We start from the raw sequence: 24,610 nt of genomic DNA, 5'->3' as shown, positions 1-24,610 counted from the left end.
GTGTGTCCATGCCAGCGTCGACCCGCGAGCGTGCGCTCGTGGCGGCCGTGGAGCTGCTCGGTGCGGAGGGCGTGCGGGCGTTGAGCCACACGCGGGTCGACGGACGAGCAGGCCTGCCGCCCGGATCCACCTCGAACTGGTTCCGCACCCGTCGGGCGCTGCTCGGCGGCGTGGTCGACTGGATCGCCGAGCGTGAACGTGCCGACTTCGACCCGGCTGCGATGCCGGCCGTCACGGACCCCGACGGCTTGATCGAGGGCCTGAGCGCCATGGTCGAGCTGCAGAGCGGGGAGTTCGCGGTGCGGACCCGCGCACGCTACGCCCTCTTCCTCGAGCTCGCCGGCGATCCTGCGCTGAGCGAGCCGCTGCGGCACCAGCGCCGCGAGTTCGAGAGGTGGACGGAGATGATCGTGACGGCCGTCGGTATCGCCGACCCGGTGCCGGCGACCCGGGCCCTGATGGCGCTCGGCGACGGACTGCTCCTGCACCGGCTCACCGTCGACCCCGAGCTCGACATGCGTCCCGCCATCGAACGGGCGGTGCGCGCCCTCGCAAGGTCATGACCTGGGGCATCGCCGGAGGCTGCGGGCAGCACAGGGGCCGGGACATGACTGTGGCCAGGCACGATGTGCCTGGCCACTGTTGTCGGGCTGACAGGATTCGAACCTGCGACCCCTTGACCCCCAGTCAAGTGCGCTACCAAGCTGCGCCACAGCCCGATCACCCCGCCGGGATCACCAGCGGAGCGTCGGCAACACTAGCGCAGGAGGCGCCCCGGTCTCCAATCGACATCCGCCGACGGACGACCGCAGCGCCGTCCCGCGTCAGCTGCGGTCCCGGCGCTTCTCCCGGGCCCGCACCTCGAGGTGGATCGGGCTGCCCTGGAAGTCGAAGTCCTCCCGCAGCCGCCGCTCGACGAACCGCGTGTACTGCGGGTCGATCGCCCCCGAGGTGAACAGCACGAACGTGGGCGGGCCGGCCTGGGCCTGGGTGCCGAAGAGGATCCGCGGCTGCTTCCCGCTCCGCACCGGGTGCGGGTGGGCGGCGACGACGCGGCCGAGGAAGGCGTTGAGCTTGCCGGTGGAGACGCGGGTCTCCCAGGCGGCCAGGGCGCTCTCGATGGCCACCCCGACCCTCTCGACGTGGCGACCGGTCAGGGCCGACATGTTGACGTGCCCGGCCCAGCCGAACTGCACCATGTCCCGCTCGATCTCACGGGTCAGGTAGAAGCGTCGCTCCTCGTCGGTCAGGTCCCACTTGTTGAAGGCGACCACCAGTGCGCGGCCGGCCTCCTCCACCATGGTCAGGATGCGCAGGTCCTGCTCGCTGATCGGTTCGCTGGCGTCGATCACCACGATGCAGATCTCGGCCCGCTCGATGGCGCCCTGGGTGCGCAGGCTGGCGTAGTACTCGTGCCCGGACGCCTCCTTGACCCGGCGGCGGATGCCGGCGGTGTCGATGAGCTGGTAGACGGTGCCGCCGATCTCCACCAGCTCGTCGACCGGGTCCACGGTGGTGCCGGAGGCGTCGTCGACCACCGAGCGCTGCTGACCAGCCAGCTTGTTGAGCAGGCTGGACTTGCCGACGTTGGGCTTGCCGACGATGGCGACCCGCCGCGGCCCACGGGGGGCGTCGAAGATCTCGGTGGGCGCCTCGGGGAGGGCCTGCAGGATCGCGTCCAGCATGTCGCCGGTGCCGCGGCCGTGCAGCGCGGAGACCGGGAACGGCTCCCCCAGCCCCAGGTTCCACATCGAGGCCGCCTCGGCCTCGGTGCGCTGGTCGTCGACCTTGTTGGCCGCCAGCACCACGGGCTTCTTGCTGCGCCGGAGCACCCGCACCACGGCCTCGTCGACGTCCTGGATGCCGACGGTGGCGTCGACCACCAGCAGCACGGCGTCGGCGGCGGCGATGGCCAGCTCGGCCTGCTCGGCGATCTGGGCCGCCATGCCCTGGGCGTCGGGGGCCCAGCCGCCGGTGTCGACCACCACGAACTCGCGGCCGTTCCAGCGGGCGTCGTAGGAGACGCGGTCCCGGGTCACCCCGGGGATGTCCTGCACCACCGCGGCGCGGCGGCCGATGATGCGGTTCACCAGGGTCGACTTGCCCACGTTGGGGCGTCCGACCACGGCCACCACGGGACGCACGGTGGCGCCGCCCTCGGGAAGCTGCTCGTCTAGGTCGTGCTCGCTCATCGTGCAGCCTCCTCGGCCAGCCTGACGATGCGGTCGACGACCTCGTCCAGGCTCAGGTGGGTGGAGTCGACGACCGTGACTCCCTCGGCCGCCTCGGTGAAGGTGGCCACGGTGGAGTCGTCGCGGTCGCGGCGGATCACCTGGTCGGTGACCTGGGCGGTGTCGACCTTCTCGCCCAGCTCGGCCTGGCGGCGGGCCACCCGGGCGTCGGGGTCGGCGACCAGCAGCACCCGGACGGGTGCGTGCGGGGCCACCACGGTGGTGATGTCGCGGCCCTCGGCGACGATGCCACGGGTGGCCTCACCGATGATCTGCTGCTGACGCAGCACCAGGTCCACCCGGACCTCGGGGACGGTGGCCACTCGGCTCACCGTGGCCGAGACCTCGGGGTCGCGGATCTCCCGGGTGACGTCGGTTCCGTTGATGCTGATCCGCGGGTCGTCGGGGTCGGTCGTCACCTGGAGCTCGGCCGCGGTCACCACCGCGGCGATCTGCTCGGGGGTCTCGGCGCCGGTGCGGGCGGCCTCCCAGGCGCAGGCCCGGTACATGGCGCCGGTGTCGAGGAAGTCCAGGCCCAGCCGGCGGGCCACCCCACGGGCGGTGCTGGACTTGCCCGAGCCGCTGGGCCCGTCGATGGCCACGACGAGCGGCTGCGGGGTTGGTTCGGTGTTCACAACCGCTCAGCCTAGACGGCGACCCCGACCCGCGGAGAATCTGCGCACCGGGCACTCAGCGGCCGGCGGCCTCCACCGACCAGCCGGCGTCGGTCAGCAGTGCGGCCAGGGTGTCACGGGTGTCGGCCTCGACGTCCAGGGAGAGGTAGCCCACCCTGCGGGTCGGGTCGTGCTCGATGGTGATGTCCTCGACGTTGAGCCCGGCGTCGCCGATGTCGGTGAACAGCCGGCCCAGCGCGTTGGGGGCGTCGGGGATCTCCACCACCATCCGGGCCCACTCGGTGTGGGCGCCGCCGTGCTTGCCGGGGATCCGCCGGGTGCCGGCGCGCCCCTGCTCGAGCCAGTCGGTCAGGGCCGCGGGCCCGTCACCGAGGGCCTCGCGGAGCGCGTCCAGACGCGTCTGCAGGGCCCCGAGCTCGACGGAGATGACCTCGGCGTTCATGCCCACGATCTGCTCCCACAGCCGCGGGTCCCCCGCGGCCACGCGGGTGACGTCGCGGACCCCCTGACCGGCCAGGGCGAGGTGGTCGGCCGGCAGGTCGCGCAGCACGCCGGCCACCAGCGAGGACACCAGGTGCGGCAGGTGGGAGACGTGGGCCACGGCGGCGTCGTGCTCCACCGGGTCCATCCGCACCAGCCGGGCCCGGCAGGCCCGCACCAGGGCCTCCACCGCGGCGACCGCGGCCGGGTCGGCGGTGGGGTGCTCGCACACCACCCAGGTGCGGTCCAGGAAGAGGAAGGGGTCGGCGGCGGTCGGGCCGGCGACGTGGGACCCGGCCATCGGGTGGGACCCGACGTAGCGGCTGACGTCGTCCACCCGCTGCTGCAGCTCGGCCAGCGGTCGGGACTTCACCGACCCGACGTCGGTGACCGCCGCGGCGGGGAACCGTGACAGGGCGTCGGCGACGACGGCGGAGATGGCCCGTGGCGGCACCGCGACCACGACCAGCCCGACAGCCGCCGGGTCGGCCGGGGCGGCCGTGCCGGCTCCCAGCGAGGCCGCCACCTGGGCGTGGGTGGGGACGGCGTCCTCCAGGTGGACCTGGAAGCCGGCCTCGGTCAGGGCACAGCCCACCGAGGAGCCGACCATGCCGGTCCCGACCACCACCACGGGCTCCGGCACCGGTGCGGACCGGGCCAGGGCCCGGCTCACTCCGGGCTGCCCGGCGCGTCCAGCATCGGCGCCAGCACGGCGGCCGGGAGCCGACGGAACTTCCGCGTCTGCGGGCGCGTCCGGTCCAGCACGGCCACCTCGAGCGCCTCAGCCCCGATCTCCCGGGGCGGCTGACCGGCCCCGGCGTCGGAGGCCAGCCCCCGCACGGCCAGTCGCAACGCGTCGGCCAGCGGCAGGTCGTCGGCGTGGTCGCCGGCCACCACCTCGGTGATCGTGTCGGCCGAGCCGCCCATCACGGCGAGGTGCTGCTCGTCACCGACCGACCCGTCGTAGGTGAGGCGGTAGATCTGGTCCTGCGCAGCCTCCGCGCCCAGCTCGGCCACCACCAGCTCGACCTCGTAGGGCTTCTCGCCACCGCTGGAGAAGATCGTCCCGAGCAGCTGGGCGTAGGCGTTGGCCAGCCCGCGGCCGGTGACGTCGGCCCGGTCGTAGGCGTAGCCACGCATGTCGGCGTGCCGGATGCCGGCGATCCGCAGGTTCTCGAACTCGTTGTAGCGCCCGACCGCGGCGAACCCGATCCGGTCGTGGATCTCGCTGACCTTGTGCAGCGCCTGGGAGCGGTTCTCGGCGACGAAGAGGATCCCGCCGGCGTGGCGCATGACCACCACCGAGCGACCCCGGGCGATGCCCTTGCGGGCGAAGTCGGCCCGGTCCTTCATCTGCTGCTCGGGCGCGACGTAGAACGGGGAGCTCATCAGATCACCCCCGCCGCCGGGCCGTCGGGACGTCGCATCCGGGCCTGGACCACCTCGGTCGCGATCTCGCTGGTCTCCTCGTCGCTGAGCCGGGTGACGCCCTCGGCGGTGGCCTGCATCACGATGGGGAAGATCCTCCGGGTCAGGTCGGGCCCGCCGGTGGCGGAGTCGTCGTCGGCGGCGTCGTAGAGGGCCTGCACCACCGCCATGGCGCACTGGCGGGCGTCCAGGTCCGGTGAGTACAGCTTCTTGAGCGAGCCGCGGGCGTACACCGAGCCCGAGCCCACGGAGTGGAAGGCGGTCTCCTCGTAACGACCGCCGGTGGCGTCGTAGGAGAAGATCCGGCCCTGGTCGCTGGCCGGGTCCCAGCCGGCGAAGAGGGGCAGCACCGCGAGGCCCTGCATGGCCAGCCCCAGGTTCTGACGGATCATCGCGGCCAGCCGGTTGGCCTTGCCGTCCAGCGAGAGCGGGGCGCCCTCGATCTTCTCGTAGTGCTCCAGCTCGGTCTGGAAGAGCCGCACCATCTCCACCGCGATGCCGGCCGCACCGGCGATCCCGATCAGGGAGAACTCGTCGGCGGCGTAGACCTTCTGGATGTCGCGCTGGGCGATCATGTTGCCCATGGTGGCGCGGCGGTCACCGGCCATCATCACCCCGCCGGGGAAGGTGACCGCGACGATGGTGGTGCCGTGCGGGGCCAGCTCGGTGACGTCGGTCAGGGTGCGGGCGCTGTGGGGCGCCAGCTCGGGGGCCACCGAGCCGAGGAACTCGCTGAAGGAGGACGTCCCGGCGCGCAGGTAGGCCGGTGGCAGACCGGCCCCGAAGGCGCCCGTCCCGACGGACCCGGCCCCGCTCACTGGCCGCCCTTCTGCACGAACGAGCGGACGAACTCCTCGGCGTTGGACTCCAGCACCGAGTCGATCTCGTCCAGCAGGTCGTCGACGTCGGCACCCTGCTTCTGCGTCTGCGTCGCGGGCGTGGGGTCGTCCGGCGTGTCGTCGTCGCGACGCCGGCCGTGGGTCTGCTCGGACAAGGTGGCCTCCTTCGTCCCCCGTGGTGGGGTCGCGGCCCAGACTAGTGCTCGGCGCCGACAGTCCCGGGTCCGCCCGGATGGTGCGGCGAAGGCGTCTGACCGGTCCCGGTGACCTGCCGCGGCGACGGACGGGGGCGGGTCAGCCCTCGAGCAGGGCCAGCAGCTCCGCGGCGTCGCCCGCCCGGTCGAAGAGCTCCCCGACGTGCGCCCGGGTGCCCCGCAGCGGGTCCGGGGTAGGGAGCCGCACCCAGGAGCGCTGGCTGTCCAGCTGGAAGATCACCGAGTCCCACGAGGCGGCGACCACCTGCTCGGCGAAACGGCTCATGCACCGCCCCCGGAACCAGGCGCGGGTGTCCTCCGGCGGCTCGGAGCGGGCCAGGTCGGCGTCCTCCTCGCTGACCAGCCGGCGGACCCGGCCGCGGGCCTCAAGTGCCCGGTGCAGGCTGCGAGCGGGATCGATGTCGGCGTACTGCAGGTCGACCAGGGCCAGCTTCGGGGAGTCCCAGGAGAGGCCGTCGCGCTCGCGGTAGCGCTCCAGCAGACCCTGCTTGGCGACCCAGTCCAGCCGGTCGGCGCAGCGTGCCGGGTCGGCCCGCAGGTCGTCCAGCACCTCCTGCCAGCCCTCCACCACCTCGGTGTCGGCGGCGCTCGCCCCCTCCCGGACCAGGTGCTCGCGGACCGCCGCCAGCACCTGCTCCTGCAGGTCCAGGGCGGTGACCCGGCGCCCGTCCTGCAGGGCCACCGTCGCGCGGAGGGTGGGGTCGTGGCTGACCTGCCCCATGGCCTGCACCGGGTCGGCGAGCCGGGGCACGTCCTGCCAGCCTCCGCCCTCGATCATCCGCAGCACCAGCGAGGCGGTGCCCACCTTGAGCCAGGTGGCGTACTCGCACTGGTTGGCGTCGCCGGTGATGACGTGCAGCCGGCGGTGCAGCCGGGCGTCGGCGTGCGGCTCGTCGCGGGTGTTGATGATCGGGCGGTTGACCGTGGTCTCCAGCCCGACCTCGGCCTCGAAGAAGTCCGCCCGCTGGGTCAGCTGGAAGCCCGCCCGGTCGCTGTGCTGGCCGATCCCGACCCGGCCCGCGCCCACCAGCACCGACCGCGACACCAGGAAGGGGGTGAACTGGACGACCACCCGGTGGAAGGGGGTGCTGCGCAGCAGCAGGTAGTTCTCGTGGGTGCCGTAGGAGGCGCCCTTGCCGTCGGTGTTGTTCTTGTACAGCCGGATGTCGCGACCGAGCACCTGGGAGGCGGCGCGGGCGGCCATCGACATCGCCAGGTCCCCGGCCCGGTCCCAGCGGACCGCGTCCAGGGCGTTGGTGACCTCCGGCGTGGCCCACTCGGGGTGGGCGTGGTCGACGTAGAGCCGGGCCCCGTTGGTGAGCACCATGTTGGCCAGACCGGAGTCGACGTCGGTCAGCTGGTCGGCCAGCGCCTCCCCGCGCGGCCGGGAGAACCCGCGCGCGTCGGCCAGCGGGGACTCGGTCTCGAAGTCCCAGCCGGTCGGGCGCTGGGTCACCAGCTGGGCGTAGGCCCGGATCACCGCGTTGGACAGGTGCATCGGGTGCAGGTCGTCCAGGCGCTCCTGCAGCGCCGAGACCGGGCCCTGACCGGCCAGCAGGATGCCGTACTCGGTCTCCAGCCCCAGCACGGTCGAGGAGGGCACGGTGCCGGGGGCGGACATGGCCGCGATGCTAGCCGGGTGGGCCGCGTGTCCAGCGTCGCCCCGGGGTCCGTCGACCGACGTAGGGTGCCGTCGTGACACCGCTCCGCGTGACGGCAGCCGACGTGCTGTGCGTCCTCGTCTTCGTGCTGGTGGGCCTGCGCAGCCACGAGTCGCTGACCGCCGGCGCCGTCCTGGGCACCCTGTGGCCCTTCCTGCTCGCCCTGGTCGTCTCGGAGGTCCTGGTACGGGTCTGGCGCTCACCGCGGCTGCTCCCCTCGGGTCTGGTGGTGTGGGGGACCACCTGGGTCGGCGGGCTGCTGCTGCGGTTGCTGCTGACCGAGGACACCGCCCGGCTGCCGTTCGTGGTGGTCACCGCCCTCACGCTCGCGGTGCTGCTGCTGGGCTGGCGCCTGGTCGCCACCGCGGTCGACCGCCGGGCACCACGACGAGCGGCGGCCTGAGGTGGACCTGCACGAGCACGAGCTGGAGCTGCTGCTCCTCGGCCTTGCCCTGACCGTCATCGTCGTGGCCTCGCTGAGCCGGCGGTTCGGGCTGCCGTCCCCGCTCGTCCTGACCGTCGTCGGGCTGGCGGCGTCCTTCCTGCCCTTCACGCCGGACGAGCCCTTCCACCCCGACCTCATCCTGCTCGGGCTGCTGCCGCCGCTGCTCTACGCCGCCGCGGTCCAGGTCTCGCTGATCGACTTCAAGCGCGAGACCCGGGCCATCCTCGCCCTGGCCGTCGGGCTGGTGGTCTTCACCACGCTGACCGTCGGGCTCACCACCTGGTGGCTGCTCGGGGTCCCGCTGGCCGCCGCCCTGGCGCTGGGTTCCACCGTGGCCCCGCCGGACGCCGTCGCCGCCACCGCGGTGGGACGCCGTATCGGTCTCCCCCGCCGGCTGGTGACCATGCTCGAGGGTGAGTCCCTGGTCAACGACGCCACCGCCATCGTGCTGCTCGGGTCGAGCTCGGCCGCCATCGTCGGCATCGTGACGCCGGGTGAGGTCGGGGTCGGCTTCCTCCTGTCGGTGCTGGTGGGCGGGCTGGTGGGGGTCCTGGTGGCCACGGTGCTGGGTCAGCTGCACCGTCGGCTGGGCGACCCGAGGGCGAGCACCGCGCTCTCCCTGGTCACCCCCTGGCTGGCCTTCCTGCCCGCCGAGATGCTGCACGGCTCCGGCGTCCTGGCCGTGGTGCTCGCCGGCCTGGTGCTGGCCCACCGCTCCCACGTCCAGCAGACCGCCACCGCCCGGCTCAGCCAGCGGATCAACTGGGCCACCCTGCAGTACTTCCTGGAGAACGCGGTGTTCCTGATGGCCGGGCTGCAGCTCGCGCCGACCCTGACCGCCGTGCGCGAGGCCGAGGTGCCGCTGTCGCAGACGCTGCTGCTGTGCGCGGCGGTGCTGCTGGTGACCGTGCTCAGCCGTCCGCTCTGGGTGCTGATCACCTCCCCCTTCATCAACACCCCGGGCCGCGACGGCGAGCGGATGCGGCGCGGTGAGCTGGTGGTGATGTCCTGGGCGGGCATGCGCGGCGTGGTGACGCTGGCCGCAGCGCTCTCGCTCCCGGCCGAGACCCCCCAGCGCGAGGTGCTCGTGCTGGCGGCGATGTCGGTCGTCGCCATCACCCTGGTCGGCCAGGGGGCCACGCTCCCCTGGATCGCCCGGCGGATGGGGGTGCGCGCGCCGGACGCCCGCGCCGACTCCCTGGTCGCCGCCGAGGTCGCCGCGACCGCGTCCCGCGCCGGTCTGGCCGAGCTGGAGCGGCGCAGCGCCGAGGAGGGCGCCGGGTACGACGAGACCGCCGTGGCCGAGCTGCGGCAGCGGAGCGAGCAGCGGATCAACATGCTGTGGGAGAGCGTGCGGGCCGGGCGGGAGGCGGACCGGGAGATGCCCGGGGAGTCCTACCGCCGGCTCCGGCTGGAGATGCTGGAGGTCGAGCGCGCCGAGGTGCTGCGCATCCGCGACAGCCGCACGGCGGAGTCGGAGGTGCTGCAGGAGGTCCTCAACGCCCTGGACCAGGAGGAGGCCAACCTGCAGGTGGCGACCGCTCGCTTCGACCGCGCCACCGAGGGTGCCTCGCTCCGCGAGGACGAGGGCGACGAGGTGCTGCACGCCAGCCTCAACGAGGACTGCTCCCACCTCCTGGCCGCGGCCGAGCAGCCCGACCCCCGGCCGAGCGGGCCGACCTGCTCGGAGTGCCTGGCGGAGGGCACGAACCCGGTGCACCTGCGGATCTGCCTGGGCTGCGGCCACGTGGGCTGCTGCGACTCCTCCGCGGGACGGCACTCGACGCGGCACGCGCACGAGACCGGCCACCCGGTGATCCGCTCCTTCGAGTCCGGGGAGTCCTGGCGCTGGTGCTTCGTGCACGAGCAGATGGGCTGAGCCTCCCCTACCCGTCTCCGGCACCGTCGTCGCGGTGGGCCGCATCCGGCAGCCCCGCTGGTCGAGCCGGTACACACGTCCGGGCAAGGCTCACAACCAACCAACCAACCAACCAACCAGCCCGTCCTGGGCCTGGGCGCCGCGGACAAGCAGACCGCTTCCCCGACGCGGCCCGTTGCTCGGCGTCCTGTCCGTGATCGTCGCCAGGAGCGCGGCGGGATGAGCGAGGGCGTCCGGCGCCCTGATATCGGCGGACGTACGCCGTCCGTCGACCGGCTGTGGGCTCCTGCACCGCCTCCAGGCGGTCTGGTGACGAAGTGGAGGGCCACCCCGTATCGTGGTGGAAGTGGGGGCGCTCTCCACCTCGCCGAGAGGACTCCCGATGACGGCCAGCACGATGCAGGCAGCTCGCTACCACCGCTACGGCGACCCCACCGACGTCCTGCAGGTGGACGAGGTGCCTCGGGTCGCTCCGGGTGCGGGTGAGGTGCAGGTGCGCGTCAGCGGTGCCGGCGCCGGTGGGGGTGAGCCGGCCATCATGGCCGGACGGCTGCGTCGGCTGCTGCGCACCCGCTTCCCGGCCGGGGTGGGCGTCGACTTCGCCGGCACGGTCAGCGCGGTCGGGTCCGGCGTCGGCACGCGCCGGGTGGGCGACGCGGTGTGGGGTCTGGTGCCGCACCGCACCTTCGGCAGCATCGCCGAGTACGTCACCGTCCCCCACTCGCGGGTGGCCCCGGCACCCAGGGACCTGGATCTCGTCCTCGCCGCGTCGTTGCCGGCGGCGGGGACGACGGTGCTGACGGCGTTGCAGGACAAGGCGCGACTGCGTCCGGGCGAGCGGCTGCTGGTGCGGGGTGCCAGCGGCGGCGTGGGAGCCGTCGCGGTGCAGCTCGGCCGGTCGATGGGGGCGCACGTCACCGGTCTGGCGTCCCGCGCCAACCTCGACTGGGTCCGCGGTCTGGGCGCGGACGAGGTCGTCGACTACCTGGCCACCGACGCGGACGCCCTGGGCACCTTCGACGTGGTCCTCGACCTCGTGGGCACCGACCTGGACGGGTACCTGCGCCGGCTGGCGCCGGGTGGGCGGCTGCTGCCCCTCGCGCTGGACCCCGGCTCCCCGCTGCGGACCCTCGTCGCCATGGGCTGGGCCAACCTGCGCACCCGGGGCCGGGTGCCGTCGTTCAGCAACGACCCCTCCCAGGCCCAGCTGACCCGGCTGACCCGTCTGGTCGAGAGCGGGGTGCTGCAGCCCACCGTCGACTCCGAGGTCCCGCTCCAGGCGACCGCGGCCGCCTTCGAGCGGCTGCGGTCGGGCGGGGTGCGGGGCAAGGTCGTCATCGCCATGGGTCCCGGCGCCACCCGCTGATCCGCCGCGGAGGCCCTGCGGCACGATGAGGATCCGGAACGAGTCGACGGCGAGGAGCGGGAGGGGACGTGGCGACTGCGGGCGGAGAGACCCCCGGACCTGGTCGGGCACCCCGTGCGGACAGGCTGCGCAACCGTGACCGCATCCTCGGAGCCGCGGTCGCCGTGGTCGCCCGCGACGGCGCCTCGGCGTCCCTGGAGCTCGTCGCCCGTGAGGCGGGGGTGGGGTCGGCGACCCTGCACCGGCACTTCCCGTCACGCACCCTCCTGCTGGAGGCCGTGTTCTCCGACCGGGTCCGGGCCCTGTGCGACCGCGCCGACGAGCTGGCCGCGCAGCTGCCACCGGAGGAGGCCCTGAGCCGGTGGCTCGCGGAGCTCGCCGACTACGCCGCCAGCACCCGGGGCCTGGCCGACACCCTGCTGGCCTCGCGCACCACCTCCGCCGGCTCCCTGCAGACGTGCCACACCATGCTCCGCCAGGCCGGCGAGCGACTGCTTCACGACGCCGTCGCCGCGGGCACGGTCCGTCCGCTGCCCGTGGACGACCTGCTGGGGCTCGCGGACGGCATCTCCCACGCCTGCCAGCACGACCCCGGCAGCGCCGGACGTCTGATGGCCCTGGCCCTGCAGGGCATCCAGGTCTGAGCGGTCCGGCCACCGGGTGCGGTCCCCGACCCGCCGGACGCCAGGTCGTGACACCGCTGAGCTCACCGGTCCGAGGACGGCCACCGCTCCGCCGCCCAGGCCGCCCAGTCGGCCCAACCCGGCGGCGGCTCCGGGACGGCGCCGCCGGTGAGCTCGTCGGTGTCGGGCGGCTCGAGCTGCTCCCGCCAGCGGTCGAGCTCGGCCTCGCTGATCGGGTAGGTCTCCTCGGGCGTGCGGGCCCACCGGTCGCGGATGCGCTGCAGCTGGACGTCGCGGGACACGGGAAGGTGGACGACCTCGCAGGACGCGCCGCGGGAGGCGGCGAGCCAGCGCAGGGCGGAGCGCTCGTCCCGGCTCCAGAGCCCGAGGTCGAGCACCACGTCGACGCCGACGGCCAGCGCGTCGAGGGCCAGGGCGATCAGCCGGCCCTCCAGCACGTCGCGCTTGCCCCCGGCGTCGGACTCACCGAAGAGCGGGATCATCCATGCGTCGGGGGTGAGCCGGAGCGCCCGGTGCTCGGCCGCGAGCCGTCGGGCCTCGGTGGTCTTGCCGGCGCCGGGGAGCCCGACCAGCAGGAACAGGCGAGCCACCTCGGCCGCCGCCCTCAGAGGTACTGGCCGGTGTTGGTGACGGTGTCGATCGAGCGGGACTGACCGGGCTCCTTGCGGTTGATCAGGGTGCGGATGTAGACGATCCGCTCCCCCTTCTTGCCCGAGATCCGCGCCCAGTCGTCGGGGTTGGTGGTGTTGGGCAGGTCCTCGTTCTCGGCGAACTCGTCGGTGCAGGACTGCAGCAGGTGCCCGATCCGGATGCCCCCGACGCCGGTGGCCAGCTGCTCCTTGATGGCCAGCTTCTTCGCCCGTCCGACGATGTTCTGCACCATCGCCCCGGAGGTGAAGTCCTTGAAGTACAGGGTCTCCTTGTCACCGCCGGCGTAGGTCACCTCGAGGAACTGGTTCTCCGCGTCCTCGTTGTAGATCTGCTGCACCGTGCGGTCGATCATGGCCTGCCGGCAGCGGGCGCCGTCCCCGCCGAACTCGGCGAGGTCGTCGGCGTGCAGCGGCAGGGTGGCGGTGAGGTAGCGGGCGAAGATCTCCCGCGCGGCCTCGGCGTCGGGTCGCTCGACCTTGATCTTCACGTCCAGCCGGCCGGGGCGCAGGATCGCCGGGTCGATCATGTCCTCGCGGTTGGAGGCACCGATCACGATCACGTTGGCCAGCTGCTCCACGCCGTCGATCTCGCTGAGGAGCTGGGGCACGATGGTGTTCTCCACGTCGGACGAGACCCCGGTCCCGCGGGTGCGGAACAGCGACTCCATCTCGTCGAAGAAGATCACCACCGGCATCCCGTCCGAGGCCTTCTCCCGGGCGCGGGCGAAGATCAGCCGGATGTGGCGCTCGGTCTCCCCGACGTACTTGTTCAGCAGCTCCGGGCCCTTGACGTTGAGGAAGAAGGAGTGCTGGCGGGTGACCTCCTCGCCGCGCTCGGCGGCCGCCTCCTGCACCTTGCGGGCCAGCGAGTTGGCCACCGCCTTGGCGATCATGGTCTTGCCGCAGCCGGGCGGGCCGTAGAGCAGGATCCCCTTCGGGGGCTCCAGGTCGTACTCGGTGAACAGGTGCCGGTGCAGGAAGGGCAGCTCGACGGCGTCGCGGATCTGCTCGATCTGGGGGCCGAGCCCGCCGATGCTGGAGTAGTCGATGTCGGGGACCTCCTCCAGGACGAGGTCCTCCATGTCGAGCTTGGGCACCCGCTCCAGGGCCACCGCGGCCCGCCGGTCCACCAGCAGCGAGTCACCGGGGCTGGGCCGCTGCTGACGCAGCCGCTCCCCGAGCAGGACGACGTCCTCCTCGTCCCCGCGGGCCACCACCACCGCCCGCAGACCGTCGGGGAGGACGTCCTTGAGCCGCACCACCTCACCGGACTCGTCGGCGGTGGTGGTGCCCGTCACCACCATGCTCTCGTTGAGCAGCACGCCGGTGCCCGGGCGCAGCCGCTCGGCCACGACCTCCGGGCTGAGCGCGACCCGCAGCCGGCGGCCGCCGGTGGAGACGTCGACCAGGGTCCGCTCGCCCTCCAGCACCTCCAGCACCACCCCGAAGGAGCTCGGCGGCTCCCCCAGCGCCTCGACCTCCGAGCGCAGCTCGACCAGCCGTGTGCGGGCGTCACCGAGGGCGCTGACCAGCCGCTCGTTCTGGCGGGCCTGGGCGGCGGCGTCGCTGCGTGCCTGCGCGAGCCGGCGCTCGGCCAGCTCGAGGTCGCGCGGGTGACGGGCCACCTGGCGCCGCAGCTCGTCGACCTCGTCGGTCAGGCGGTACACCCGTGCCGCCAGCGTGTTGGCCTCGTGCGTGCCGTCCCCGACACCCGACGGGCCGGGGCCCTGATCCTCTGCCATGTCCGCAACGCTACTCCGCGGCACCGACAGAACCGGGGCGGCGAGGCCCGGGAGGGCTCACCGTCCCGGGCCGCCGATGCCGCCGGGATCAGCCGGCGGGCTCGGGGTCGGCGTCGGCCGGGTGCGGGGCGATGTTGCGGGGACGCGGGCCGGTGTAGTCCGCGCCGTAGGCCCCCGCCGCGGGTCGCCGTTTGCGCTGCGGGGCCTGCACGCCGGGGGCGAGACGGCGGGTGGTGACCAGGAAGCCGGTGTGGCCGGTGCTGGCGTGCGCGGGCCGGATGGCCAGCCCCTCGGCGTGCCAGCCGCGCACCGTGGTCTCGGTGGCCTCGGGCTCGGTGAAGGAGCCGTGGGCGCGGAAGGTGTCGACGGTGCGGCCGAGCTGGGTGGTGGTGGCCACGTAGCAGCAGACCACCCCGCCCGGCTCCAGCACCCCGGCGACCGCCTCGACGCACTCCCAGGGGGCCAGCATGTCGAGCACCACGCGGTCGACCGGCTCCGGGCCGAGGGTCTGCACCAGGTCACCCACCCGCACCTCCCAGGCCGGGTGGTCCCCGCCCAGGAAACCGGTCACGTTGCGCTGGGCGATGGTGGCGAAGTCCTCGCGGCGCTCGTAGGACCAGAGCCGGCCGGTCGGTCCGACGGCGCGCAGCAGGTACAGCGACAGCGCGCCGGAGCCCACGCCGGCCTCGACCACGCGGGCGCCGGGGAAGATGTCGGCGGCCACCACGATCTGGGCGGCGTCCTTGGGGTAGACCACCGCGGCACCGCGCGGCATGGTCACGCTGAACTCGTTGAGCAGCGGGCGCATGGCCAGGAACTCGGTCCCGCCGACCGAGCGGACCACCACGCCCTCCGGCCCGCCGATCAGCTCGTCGTGGCTGATGCCGCCCTTGGTGGTGTGGAAGGACTTCCCCGGCTCCAGCACCACCGAGTTCCGGCGGCCCTTCGGGTCGCTCAGGGTGATCCGCTCCCCGGCTCGCAGCGGGCCGGTGCGTACGCCGGACAGGTCGGTGGGGGGTTCGCTCACGGTCAAGGATCCTTCCGGATGGTGGAGCCCCGCGACGAGCGCGGGGCCTTCAGGTGGTGCCGTCGGTTCAGGTGGTGCAGCGGGTCAGGTGTCGGGTGTCGGTGGTGGCGAGCTCCCGGCCAGCCGCGGCCCCTCGCTGCGGCCGGTCACGGCGTTCGCGGGCGACGTGCTCACGGGTGCCCGGGGTCAGGCGCGGGTGATGCCCCACAGACCCAGCTGCCAGCCGGGCCCGAACGAGCCGGGGGTCCAGCTCGTGCCCTCGGCCAGGTAGATCGGTTCGTCGGACTGGTCCAGCGGCAGCAGCACGGCGTCGGCCCCGGCCTGCTTCTGCAGCTCCGAGAGCAGCCCCTCGATGATGACCGGATCGGTCTCGGCGCGGTAGCGGTCCATCAGCTCCTGCACGCGGACGGTGCTCCCCACCGCCGGTGAGTTGACGTAGGCCTGCAGCCAGGCCTCCGCGGTCGGGGTCCAGGCCTTCTCGTCGACGAGGAAGAGATCGGCCTCGGCGGCGTCCGGGGCGACCCGCACCGACATGTCCCCGGCAGCCTCGATCCGCGAGCGCACCACGTTGGCCAGGTCGCCCCCGTCGGGGACGGTGGAGTCGTAGCTGAGGACCAGGTTGCTGCGCCCGGGCCGCTCCTGCGGCGTGGCCTGGCCGCCCACGTCGAAGGAGGGGACGTAACCCGCGACGGTGGGCGGCACGATGCTGTCCAGCGTCCGGTCCCCCTGCAGCGCCACGTTCACCGCGTCCCGCAGAGCGGCGTCGGGCCGCAGCGGTGAGTCCGGCGACCAGTGCAGCCGGTGGACGCGGGCGCCGGGCACCCGCTGCTCGGCGAAACCGGCCTCGGTGCGCTGCTGCGGTGAGGCGGCGATCTGGGCCACCATCCGGGTGACCGCCGCGGAACCCAGCCCGCGCCAGACCGCGTCGACGCGCTGCTCGGTCATGGCCTGCTCGAGGCTGCCGGAGTCGGGGAAGGACTGCAGCAGGAGCGTCTGCTGCAGCCCGGCGGTGGGGCCGATGTACTTGGCGAAGCGGTCGAAGCGGACCTGCTCCTCCCCCAGCTGGCTGACCCGGTACGGGCCGGACCCGGCCACGCTGAGGTCGGCACCGCGGAGCCGGTCGGGATCGTAGACCTCCTCGTCGACGATCGAGGCGACCGGGCTGGCCAGTGCGAAGTTGAAGCGGTTGTCGGGCCGGTTGAGCTCGAAGCGGATGGTGAGGTCGTCCGGGGTCTCGATCCGGCGCAGCACCTCCAGCCCGGAGACTCCGGTGCCCTCGACGTCGAGACGGAGCGCACGCTCGATGGAGAACTTGACGTCGCTAGAGGTCAGGGCGTGGCCGTTGTGGAAGGTCATCCCCGGGTTCAGGATGCACAGGTAGACGGTCACGCTCTCGACCTGGCACTCCTGGGCGGCCTCCGGCTTGGGGAAGACCTCCTCGTCGCCCACGGTGGGCGGCACGGTCATCAGTCGCTGGAAGACGTTGAACGCCATCGCGCTCGAGGCCTGGGTGGTGATCCCGGCCGGGTCGGGCTGGGTGATCACGTCGGTGGTGCCGATGGTCAGGTAGGGCCGGGGCGAGGGGCTCGGGCTGCTCGGGTCCACCGGGTCCGGGAGCGGCGCCTCGGTGCACCCGGCCAACAGCACGGCGGCCACCAGCAGGCAGACGGTGCCCAGCAGGCGACGCAGGCCGCTCACACCGGCCCGCCCGGGACGTCCGGGCCCGTCTCGCCGCGGGCGCTGGTGTAGTGCGCGCTGAGCTCCGGCACGCCGACGCCGTGCAGGGTGTCCAGCAGGACCCGGCGGGGCCCGGTCGGGAGGTCGACCATGTTGTGGATGCCCAGCACCACCGCCCCGGCGGCACTCCCCGACGCGCAGCCGGGGATGGAGTCCTCCAGCACCACGGTCTCCTCCGGCCGCACGCCCAGCCGGGTGCAGGCGGTCAGGTAGGGCTCCGGGTGCGGCTTGCCGTGACGGACGTCGTCCCCGGCGACCACGGTGGCGAAGGTCCCCTCGGGGAGCACCTCGAGCACGGCGTCGAGGAGACGGCGGTAGGAGGCCGAGACCAGGGCGCAGGGGACGCCCGCGGCGTGCAGCTCCTCCAGCAGCTCGCGCGCCCCGGGACGCCACTCGATCTCGCCGGCGCGCAGGGCGGCGACCACCCGCTCGACCAGTGCGTCGACCACGAACTCCGGCGTCATGTCGTCGCGACCCAGCACCCGGACGATGTACTCCCCGGAGGTGATCAGGGAGTTGCCGACCAGCTGGTGGGCGTGCTCGTCGGACCACTCCCCGCCCCACTGCGGGATCAGGTCGTGCTGGGCCCGCATCCACAGCGGCTCGGAGTCCACCAGGGTGCCGTCGAAGTCCCACAGCACCGCGGCGGGGCGCTCGGTCGTCGGCTGCGGGCCGCTCGACCCGGTGGTGGCGGCGGGCAGGGTCTCGGCTTCAGCAGTCATGGCGTCCCCATCCTGGCAGAGAAGAGCAAGGTGCCGGTGCGCTCGACCGGTCAGTCCTCCGGGTCGTAGCCGAGGTTGGCCGACAGCCACTTCTCGGCCTGGGTCTGCGTCCAGCCCTTGCGGCGGGCGTAGTCGGCGACCTGGTCCTGGCCGAGCCGGCCCACGACGAAGTACTGGGCCTGCGGGTGGGAGAAGTACCACCCCGACACCGAGGCACCGGGCCACATGGCCATCGACTCGGTCAGCTCGATGCCGGTGCTGGCGGCCACGTCGAGGAGCTCCCACAGGGTCTCCTTCTCGGTGTGCTCCGGGCAGGCCGGGTAGCCGGGAGCCGGCCTGATCCCGGAGTACTTCTCCGCGATCAGGTCCTCGTTGCTCAGCTGCTCGGTCTCGACATGGCCCCAGAACTCGGTCCGGACCCGCTGGTGCAGGCGTTCGGCGAAAGCCTCCGCCAGCCGGTCGGCCAGCGACTCCAGCAGGATGGCGGAGTAGTCGTCCAGCGCCTCCTTGAAGGCTGTCACGCGCTCGGGCACCCCGATCCCGGCCGTCACCGCGAAGGCACCGACGTGGTCGGCCAGACCGGTGTCGGCCGGGGCCACGTAGTCGGCCAGGGACCGGTTCGGCACCCCCTCGCGGTGGTCACCCTGCTGGCGCAGGTGGTGCAGCACGGTGCGCACCTCGGTGCGGCTGGAGTCGGTGTAGATCTCGGTGTCGTCCCCCACCCGGTTGGCCGGGAAGAGCCCGAACACCCCGCGGGCGGTGATCCACTTCTCCGCGACCATCGTCTCCAGCATCACCTGGGCGTCCTCGTAGAGCCGCCGGGCGGCCTCGCCGGTGGCCGGGGAGTGCAGGATGTCGGGGAAGCGGCCCTTCATCTCCCATGCGTTGAAGAAGGGCTGCCAGTCGATGTAGCCGATCAGTTCGGTGAGGTCGTAGTCGTCCAGCACGTGCACGCCGGGGTCGCGGGGCAGCGGCGGCACGTACCCGTCCCAGTCCACCGGGGTCTGGCGGGCGCGGGAGACCTCCAGGGAGAGCAGGCGTCGGTCCTGCTTGCCGGCGTGGCGGGTGCGCAGGGCGTCGTAGTCGCGCTTCACCTCCGCCATCAGCTGCGGGCGCTGCTCGTCGTGCAGCAGGGCCGCGGCCACCGGGACCGAGCGGGAGGCGTCCTTCACCCACACCACCGGGCCGGAGTAGCGGGGGTCGACCTTGACCGCGGTGTGGGCCCGGGAGGTGGTGGCGCCCCCGATCAGCAGCGGGATGCTGAGACCCTGGGCCTGCATCTCCGTGGCCACCGCGACCATCTCGTCCAGCGACGGGGTGATCAGCCCGGACAGCCCGATGATGTCGGCGTCGTGCTCCTGGGCCGCGGCCAGGATCTTCTGGGCCGGGACCATCACCCCGAGGTCGATCACCTCGAAGTTGTTGCACTGCAGCACCACGCCCACGATGTTCTTGCCGATGTCGTGGACGTCGCCCTTCACGGTGGCCATCACGATGGTGCCGTTGGTGTCCTTGCCCCCGGGCGCCTCGCCGGCCTCGGCCTTCTCGGCCTCGATGAAGGGGATCAGGTAGGCCACGGCCTTCTTCATCACCCGGGCCGACTTCACCACCTGCGGCAGGAACATCCGCCCGGCGCCGAAGAGGTCGCCGACCACGTTCATGCCGCCCATCAGCGGGCCCTCGATGACCTCGATCGGACGTCCGCCGCGGGCGGCGATCTCGGCCCGCAGCTCCTCGGTGTCGGCCTCGACGTGGGCGTCCAGCCCCTTGACCAGGGCGTGGGTGATCCGCTCCCCCACCGGCAGCGAGCGCCACTCGTCGGCGGTCTTCTCCACCACCTCGCCGCTGCCGCGGTAGGTCTCGGCGACCTCCAGCAGCCGCTCGGTGGCGTCGCTCCGACGGGCCAGCAGGACGTCCTCGACGCGGGTGCGCAGCTCGTCGTCGACGTCGTCCAGCACCACCAGGGCGCCGGCGTTGACGATGCCCATGTCGAGCCCGGCGGCGATGGCGTGGAACAGGAAGACGGCGTGGATCGACTCCCGGACCGGGTTGTTGCCCCGGAAGGAGAAGGAGACGTTGGAGATGCCGCCGGAGATCCGGGCGCCGGGCAGGTTCTCCTTGATCCAGGTGCAGGCCTCGATGAAGTCCAGCCCGTAGCGGGCGTGCTCCTCGATGCCGGTGGCCACGGCGAAGACGTTGGGGTCGAAGATGATGTCCTCGGCGGGGAAGTCCAGCTCCTCGACCAGGATCCGGTAGGCCCGGGCGCAGATCTGGCGGCGCCGCTCCAGGCTGTCGGCCTGCCCCTCCTCGTCGAAGGCCATCACCACCGCGGCCGCGCCGTAGCGGCGGACCAGCCGGGCCTGCCGGCGGAAGGCGTCCTCGCCCTCCTTGAGCGAGATCGAGTTCACGATCGGCTTGCCCTGGACGACCTTCAGCCCGGCTTCGATCACCGCGAAGTTGGAGCTGTCCACCATCAACGGGACCCGGCTGATGTCGGGCTCGGCGGCGACCAGCTTGAGGAAGCGGTCCATCGCGGCGACCCCGTCGATCATCCCCTCGTCCATGTTGACGTCGATGACCTGGGCGCCGCTCTCGACCTGCTGGGCCGCGACCGACAGGGCGGTGTCGTAGTCGCCGTCCTTGATCAGCCTGCGGAACCGGGCCGAGCCGGTGATGTTGGTGCGCTCGCCGATGTTGACGAACAGGCTCTCGTCGGTGACCGACAGCGCCTCCAGCCCCGACAACCGCAGCGCCGGCGGTCGCACCGGCGGCACCCGCGGCGCCTGGTCGGCCACCGCGGCGGCGATGGCGGCGATGTGCTCGGGTGTGGTGCCGCAGCACCCGCCCACCATGTTGACCAGGCCGGCCGCGGCGAACTCCCGCACCACCGCCGCGGTCTCGGAGGCCACCTCGTCGTACTCGCCGAAGGCGTTGGGCAGACCGGCGTTGGGGTAGCAGGAGACGAAGGTGTCCGCGACCCGGCTCAGCTCGGCCAGGTAGGGCCTCATCTCCGCCGCCCCCAGGGCGCAGTTCAACCCGATCAGCAGCGGGCGGGCGTGGCGGACCGAGTGCCAGAAGGCCTCGGTGGTCTGGCCCGACAGGGTGCGGCCGGAGGCGTCGGTGATGGTGCCGGAGATGATCAGCGGCCAGCGGCGTCCGTGCTCCTCGAACACCTCCTCGACGGCGAAGACCGCCGCCTTGGCGTTGAGGGTGTCGAAGACGGTCTCGATCACCAGCAGGTCCGCCCCGCCCTCGAGCAGGCCGCGCACCGCGGTGGTGTAGGCATCCACCAGCTCGTCCCAGGTGACGTTGCGGGCGCCCGGGTCGTTGACGTCGGGGCTGATCGAGGCCGTCCGGTTGGTGGGGCCGAGCGCGCCGGCCACGAACCGAGGACGCCCTGGCTCGGCGGCCTCGGCGCGGTCGCACTCGCGGCGGGCCAGCCGCGCGGCCTCCAGGTTCAGCTCGTGGGCCAGCTCCTGCATGCCGTAGTCGGCCATGGCGATGGCGGTGGCGTTGAACGTGTTGGTCTCGATCACGTCCGCCCCGGCCTCGAGGTACTCCCGGTGGATGCCGGCGATGATCTCGGGCTGAGTCAGCGTCAGCAGGTCGTTGTTGCCCTGGACGTCGGAGGGCCAGTCGGCGAAGCGCTCGCCCCGGTAGCCGGCCTCGTCGGGGCGGTCGCGCTGGATGGCGGTGCCCATCGCGCCGTCGATGACCAGCACCCGCTCGCGCATCATGGCCGTCAGCTGCTCCGTGCAGTCCGGTCGCAGGCCCGGCGCGGAGGCCGAGGACGACCGGTCGCGGGCGCGCGGCTCGGCGAGGTGCGTGGCCACGGCTGCTCCTTCCGGACGGGTGCGCGGCACCGGCTGGTGACGACCCGACCAATCTAGGAGGGGCCTCCGACAGTCCCGGGGCTGACCGGATCCTGACACCTGCTCGCGACCGCTCCACGTCCGTGCCGGGCACAGACACCGGGGTGGTCGAGCAGCCAGACTGGGTCCGTGGAGCCCGATCGCGACGCCAGCCGGAGCGCGCCCCTGCGTGCCCGCGACGACCGGCGTCGGGTGCTCCGCGAGCTGCTGGCCCGCCCCGCCCGCCGGCTGGGTCTGCGCCGCGCGATGCTGCTGGAGGTCCCGGGCCGCGCCTGGCCCGCCTTCGCGGGGGTGCTGCGGCTCACCTCCGCGGCGGTCGTGGCCTACCTGCTGACCCTGCTCCTCACCGACGGCGCCATCGACCTCACCGGGTCGCTCACCGCCCTGCTGGTCGTGCAGGCCTCGGCCTTCTCCACGCTGAAGATGGGGCTGGTCCGCGTCGGTGCGGTGCTCACCGGGGTGCTGATCGCCGTGGTGCTCTCCACCTGGATCGGGCTGACCTGGTGGAGCCTCGGCGCGGCCATCGCCGCCGCGCTGCTGCTGGCCAAGGTGCTCCGGCTGGGCGACCAGGCGCTGGAGACCCCGATCAGCGCCATGCTCATCCTCGGCGTCGCCAACACCGACGTGGCCGCCGAGACCCGGGTGGTCACCACCCTGATCGGCGCCGGCGTGGGCATCGCCTTCAACCTGCTCTACCCGCCGTCGATGCCGTCGCGTCTGGCCGGCCAGGCGCTGGTCCGGGTGGCGGACTCGATCGCCCTCCCGCTGGACGACGCCGCCGAGGCGCTGGACACCGGTCCGCCACCGCGCCTGGTCCTGCAGCGCTGCCTGGACCGGGCCCGCTCGGCCACCCGCGAGGTGGCCGACGCCGCCGACACCCTGGCCCGGCTCCGCGACAGCCGCCGCTTCAACCCGCGCGCCTTCGCCACCACCGACGTCGTGCCCGTGCTGAGCAGCGGCCTGGACACCCTGGAGCAGTCGCTGCTGGCCACCCGCTCGCTGTTCGCGGTGATCCTGGCCGAGGCGCCCTCGGAGGAGCGTCCCGACGACCCCTACGGGGAGGAGCTGCGCCGGGCGTTCGCGGTGGTGCTGTCCGACGCCGCCGACTGCCTGCGCGCCTTCGGCCGGCTGGTGGTGGCCGAGGCGGGTGGTCAGGAGGAGGAGAGCGAGCGGGCGCTGGCCGAGAGCCTGGAGGTGCTGCGTGAGACGAAGGCCATCCTGACCGAGCTGTTCCTCACCGACGCCCGCGACGACGAGTCCTCCTGGCTGCTGCGCGCCTCGGTGCTCGCCGCCGTGGACCACCTGCTGGGCCAGCTCGACCTGGAGGAGCGGGCCCGGGTCCGCCGGGTCTGGCAGGACGAGCAGGACCGCCGCCGGACCCGGCTGCCGCCGCTGGTCAGCGGCATGCTCCCCCACCCCGAGCGCCCGACCGTCCGCGGCCTGGACCGCGACTGGCGCCGGCGCCGTCCACGTCCGCCCACCGTCTGAGGGTGGCAGGGCCGACCTCCCGGGGCACCCTGCGTCCCGGCGTAGGGTGGGAGGCATGTCCGAGCAGCACTACATCCAGCTCCGCGACCTGCGCGACCCGCTGGTCGTGATGGCGTTCAGCGGCTGGAACGACGCCGGGAGCGCGGCCACCCAGGCGGTGGAGCACCTGGGTGACGAGTTCGACGCCGAGCTGGCCTTCGAGCTGGACCCGGACGACTACTACGACTTCCAGGTCAACCGGCCCCAGGTGTCGCGCCCCGAGCCGACCGAGCAGGAGATCGCCTGGCCCACCACCTCGATCGAGGTGGCCCACCTCTCCACCCGCGACCTGGTGCTCATCTCCGGGCCGGAACCGAACATGCGCTGGCGCCAGTTCGCCCGCACCCTGGTCTCGATGATGCGCAGCTGGGACTCCCCGCAGGTGGTGATGCTGGGTGCGCTGCTGGCCGACACCCCGCACACCCGGCCCATCCCCGTCAGCGGCACGGCCAACGACATCCAGCAGGCCGAGGAGCTCGGTCTGGAGCTGTCCACCTACGAGGGCCCCACGGGCATCACCGGGGTGATCCAGGCCGCCTGCGCGGAGGCCGGCATCTCGGTGGTCTCGCTCTGGGCGGCCGTCCCGCACTACGTCTCCCACGCGCCCAGCCCGAAGGCGACGCTGGCCCTGCTGAACCGGGTCGAGGACTTCCTCGGACGCTCCCTGGACCTGCGTGAGCTGCCCGAGCTGAGCCGGGCCTGGGAGCGCGGCGTGGACGAGCTGGCCAGCGAGGACTCCGAGATCGCGGAGTACATCGCCACCCTGGAGCGCCAGCAGGACGAGACCGAGCTGCCCGAGGCCAGCGGGGACGCCATCGCCGCGGAGTTCCAGCGCTACCTGCGTCGCCGCGGGGAGTGAGCGTGGGCCCGGACCACCACTACGCCCTCACGGTGGAGTGGACCGGGGACCGGGGCACGGGCACCACCGGGTACCGGGGCTACGGCCGTGACCACGTGGTGCGGGCCGAGGGCGTGCCGGACCTGCTCGGCTCGGCCGACCCCACCTTCCGCGGCGACCGCGACCGGTGGAACCCCGAGCTGCTGCTGCTCGCCGCGCTGAGCCAGTGCCACATGCTCTCCTTCCTGCACGTGTGCGTGACCGAGGGCGTGGTGGTGACGGGCTACCGCGACGCGGCGACGGCGTCGATGCGGCTCCACCCCGACGGCAGCGGTGAGTTCACCGAGGCCGTGCTCCACCCCGGCGTCCGGGTGGCCGCCGGCCACCGGACCGACCTCGACACGCTGCACCACCGCGCGAACCAGCTCTGCTTCATCGCCCGCAGCGTGGCGTTCCCGGTCCGGCACGAACCGCTGACGGTCGAGGTCGCCGAGGGCTGAGGACGTCCCCGCCGCCGGGTGCCGCGGCTCGTCGGCGGTCGTCGGGCTGGCCGGCGGCTGTTCGGGCCGGTCGGGAGCGGGGCCGATCCGCAGTCGTTGGGGCGATCGGCAGCCGGGGGACGCGCGCCGTTCCCCCGCCGGTCACCCGGAGCGGGCTGCATGGGGCACGTAA

General features: G+C 73.2%; 20 protein-coding genes, 1 tRNA gene and 1 pseudogene. 8 read left to right on the top strand and 14 right to left on the bottom strand.

Translation table 11 applies throughout. The features are described from left to right. Positions 1–8: 8 nt before the first annotated feature. Entirely contained in the window at positions 9–563 is a 555-nt protein-coding gene (locus BLT52_RS14675) for a TetR/AcrR family transcriptional regulator (RefSeq protein ID WP_090594605.1), read from the top strand. Positions 564–645: 82 nt separating this feature from the next. On the opposite strand, the gene BLT52_RS14670 is transcribed toward BLT52_RS14675, so the two are convergent. The 8 genes from BLT52_RS14670 to dop all read right to left on the bottom strand — a co-directional run bounded on the left by BLT52_RS14670 (position 646) and on the right by dop (position 7,449). Continuing rightward, positions 646–719, bottom strand: a tRNA-Pro gene (locus BLT52_RS14670). Positions 720–824: 105 nt separating this feature from the next. Then, complete coding sequence (gene der, locus BLT52_RS14665) at positions 825–2,192, bottom strand: ribosome biogenesis GTPase Der (protein WP_090594603.1); 1,368 nt, start codon at positions 2,190–2,192, stop codon at positions 825–827. Further along, positions 2,189–2,866, bottom strand: a complete 678-nt coding sequence (gene cmk / locus BLT52_RS14660) for a (d)CMP kinase (RefSeq protein WP_090594602.1) — start codon at positions 2,864–2,866, stop codon at positions 2,189–2,191. Before cmk ends, der begins: the two co-directional genes overlap by 4 nt. A gap of 55 nt (positions 2,867–2,921) precedes the next feature. Further along, entirely contained in the window at positions 2,922–4,019 is a 1,098-nt protein-coding gene (locus tag BLT52_RS14655; RefSeq protein WP_231946330.1) for a prephenate dehydrogenase, read from the bottom strand. Next, the gene (gene prcA, locus BLT52_RS14650) at positions 4,016–4,735 is read right to left on the bottom strand and encodes a proteasome subunit alpha (protein WP_090594600.1); all 720 of its coding nucleotides are present in this window, start codon (positions 4,733–4,735) and stop codon (positions 4,016–4,018) included. The genes BLT52_RS14655 and prcA overlap by 4 nt, the downstream gene beginning before the upstream one ends. Beyond that, the gene (prcB, locus tag BLT52_RS14645) at positions 4,735–5,592 is read right to left on the bottom strand and encodes a proteasome subunit beta (protein WP_231946329.1); all 858 of its coding nucleotides are present in this window, start codon (positions 5,590–5,592) and stop codon (positions 4,735–4,737) included. Before prcB ends, prcA begins: the two co-directional genes overlap by 1 nt. Continuing rightward, positions 5,589–5,768, bottom strand: a complete 180-nt coding sequence (locus BLT52_RS14640; protein WP_090594599.1) for a ubiquitin-like protein Pup — start codon at positions 5,766–5,768, stop codon at positions 5,589–5,591. The genes prcB and BLT52_RS14640 overlap by 4 nt, the downstream gene beginning before the upstream one ends. Positions 5,769–5,907: 139 nt before the next feature. Beyond that, complete coding sequence (dop, locus tag BLT52_RS14635) at positions 5,908–7,449, bottom strand: depupylase/deamidase Dop (protein WP_090594597.1); 1,542 nt, start codon at positions 7,447–7,449, stop codon at positions 5,908–5,910. Positions 7,450–7,523: 74 nt separating this feature from the next. Here dop and BLT52_RS14630 point away from each other — a divergent pair, with 74 nt between their 5' ends. The 4 genes from BLT52_RS14630 (at position 7,524) to BLT52_RS14615 (ending at position 11,823) form a co-directional block, all read left to right on the top strand. Further along, entirely contained in the window at positions 7,524–7,892 is a 369-nt protein-coding gene (locus BLT52_RS14630; RefSeq protein ID WP_090594595.1) for a DUF3054 family protein, read from the top strand. Between the two features lies 1 nt (position 7,893). Further along, positions 7,894–9,813: a Na+/H+ antiporter gene (locus BLT52_RS14625; protein WP_231946328.1), complete on the top strand. Its 1,920-nt coding sequence runs from the start codon at positions 7,894–7,896 to the stop codon at positions 9,811–9,813. 382 nt (positions 9,814–10,195) lie between these two features. Continuing rightward, positions 10,196–11,179 (top strand): NAD(P)-dependent alcohol dehydrogenase, encoded by a 984-nt coding sequence (locus BLT52_RS14620; RefSeq protein WP_197679060.1) that lies wholly within the window; start codon positions 10,196–10,198, stop codon positions 11,177–11,179. A gap of 68 nt (positions 11,180–11,247) precedes the next feature. Beyond that, the gene (locus tag BLT52_RS14615; protein WP_090594594.1) at positions 11,248–11,823 is read left to right on the top strand and encodes a TetR/AcrR family transcriptional regulator; all 576 of its coding nucleotides are present in this window, start codon (positions 11,248–11,250) and stop codon (positions 11,821–11,823) included. Positions 11,824–11,885: 62 nt separating this feature from the next. On the opposite strand, the gene BLT52_RS14610 is transcribed toward BLT52_RS14615, so the two are convergent. The 6 genes and pseudogenes from BLT52_RS14610 to metH all read right to left on the bottom strand — a co-directional run bounded on the left by BLT52_RS14610 (position 11,886) and on the right by metH (position 21,438). Next, positions 11,886–12,413 (bottom strand): AAA family ATPase, encoded by a 528-nt coding sequence (locus tag BLT52_RS14610; protein ID WP_090594587.1) that lies wholly within the window; start codon positions 12,411–12,413, stop codon positions 11,886–11,888. 14 nt (positions 12,414–12,427) lie between these two features. Beyond that, entirely contained in the window at positions 12,428–14,215 is a 1,788-nt protein-coding gene (gene arc / locus BLT52_RS14605; RefSeq protein ID WP_090594585.1) for a proteasome ATPase, read from the bottom strand. An 88-nt stretch (positions 14,216–14,303) separates the two neighbouring features. Next, positions 14,304–15,203, bottom strand: a pseudogene (locus tag BLT52_RS14600) (tRNA (adenine-N1)-methyltransferase); the annotation flags it as partial. 225 nt (positions 15,204–15,428) lie between these two features. Next, positions 15,429–16,940, bottom strand: a complete 1,512-nt coding sequence (locus BLT52_RS14595; RefSeq protein ID WP_090594582.1) for an ABC transporter substrate-binding protein — start codon at positions 16,938–16,940, stop codon at positions 15,429–15,431. Beyond that, the gene (locus tag BLT52_RS14590; protein ID WP_090594581.1) at positions 16,937–17,701 is read right to left on the bottom strand and encodes an HAD family hydrolase; all 765 of its coding nucleotides are present in this window, start codon (positions 17,699–17,701) and stop codon (positions 16,937–16,939) included. The genes BLT52_RS14595 and BLT52_RS14590 overlap by 4 nt, the downstream gene beginning before the upstream one ends. A 50-nt stretch (positions 17,702–17,751) precedes the next feature. Further along, positions 17,752–21,438, bottom strand: coding sequence for a methionine synthase (gene metH, locus BLT52_RS14585; protein WP_090596822.1), 3,687 nt, complete (start codon positions 21,436–21,438; stop codon positions 17,752–17,754). Positions 21,439–21,702: 264 nt separating this feature from the next. On the opposite strand from metH, the gene BLT52_RS21735 reads away from it, so the two are divergent. Genes BLT52_RS21735 through BLT52_RS14570 form a run of 3 tightly spaced genes read left to right on the top strand, consistent with a single transcriptional unit; the run spans position 21,703 to position 24,438 of the window. Beyond that, positions 21,703–23,061 carry an FUSC family protein gene (locus BLT52_RS21735; protein ID WP_269457559.1) on the top strand — a complete coding sequence of 453 codons (1,359 nt, stop codon included), beginning with the start codon at positions 21,703–21,705 and terminating at the stop codon, positions 23,059–23,061. 55 nt (positions 23,062–23,116) lie between these two features. Next, positions 23,117–23,959, top strand: a complete 843-nt coding sequence (locus tag BLT52_RS14575; protein ID WP_090594579.1) for a PAC2 family protein — start codon at positions 23,117–23,119, stop codon at positions 23,957–23,959. Positions 23,960–23,961: 2 nt separating this feature from the next. Next, positions 23,962–24,438: an OsmC family protein gene (locus BLT52_RS14570; protein ID WP_090594578.1), complete on the top strand. Its 477-nt coding sequence runs from the start codon at positions 23,962–23,964 to the stop codon at positions 24,436–24,438. The last annotated feature ends 172 nt before the right edge of the window (positions 24,439–24,610 follow it).

The sequence above is a fragment of the Auraticoccus monumenti genome (assembly GCF_900101785.1).
Classification (GTDB): domain Bacteria; phylum Actinomycetota; class Actinomycetes; order Propionibacteriales; family Propionibacteriaceae; genus Auraticoccus; species Auraticoccus monumenti.
The sequence above is the reverse complement of the archived record's forward strand: the minus strand, read 5'-3'. Positions and strand labels throughout refer to the sequence as shown.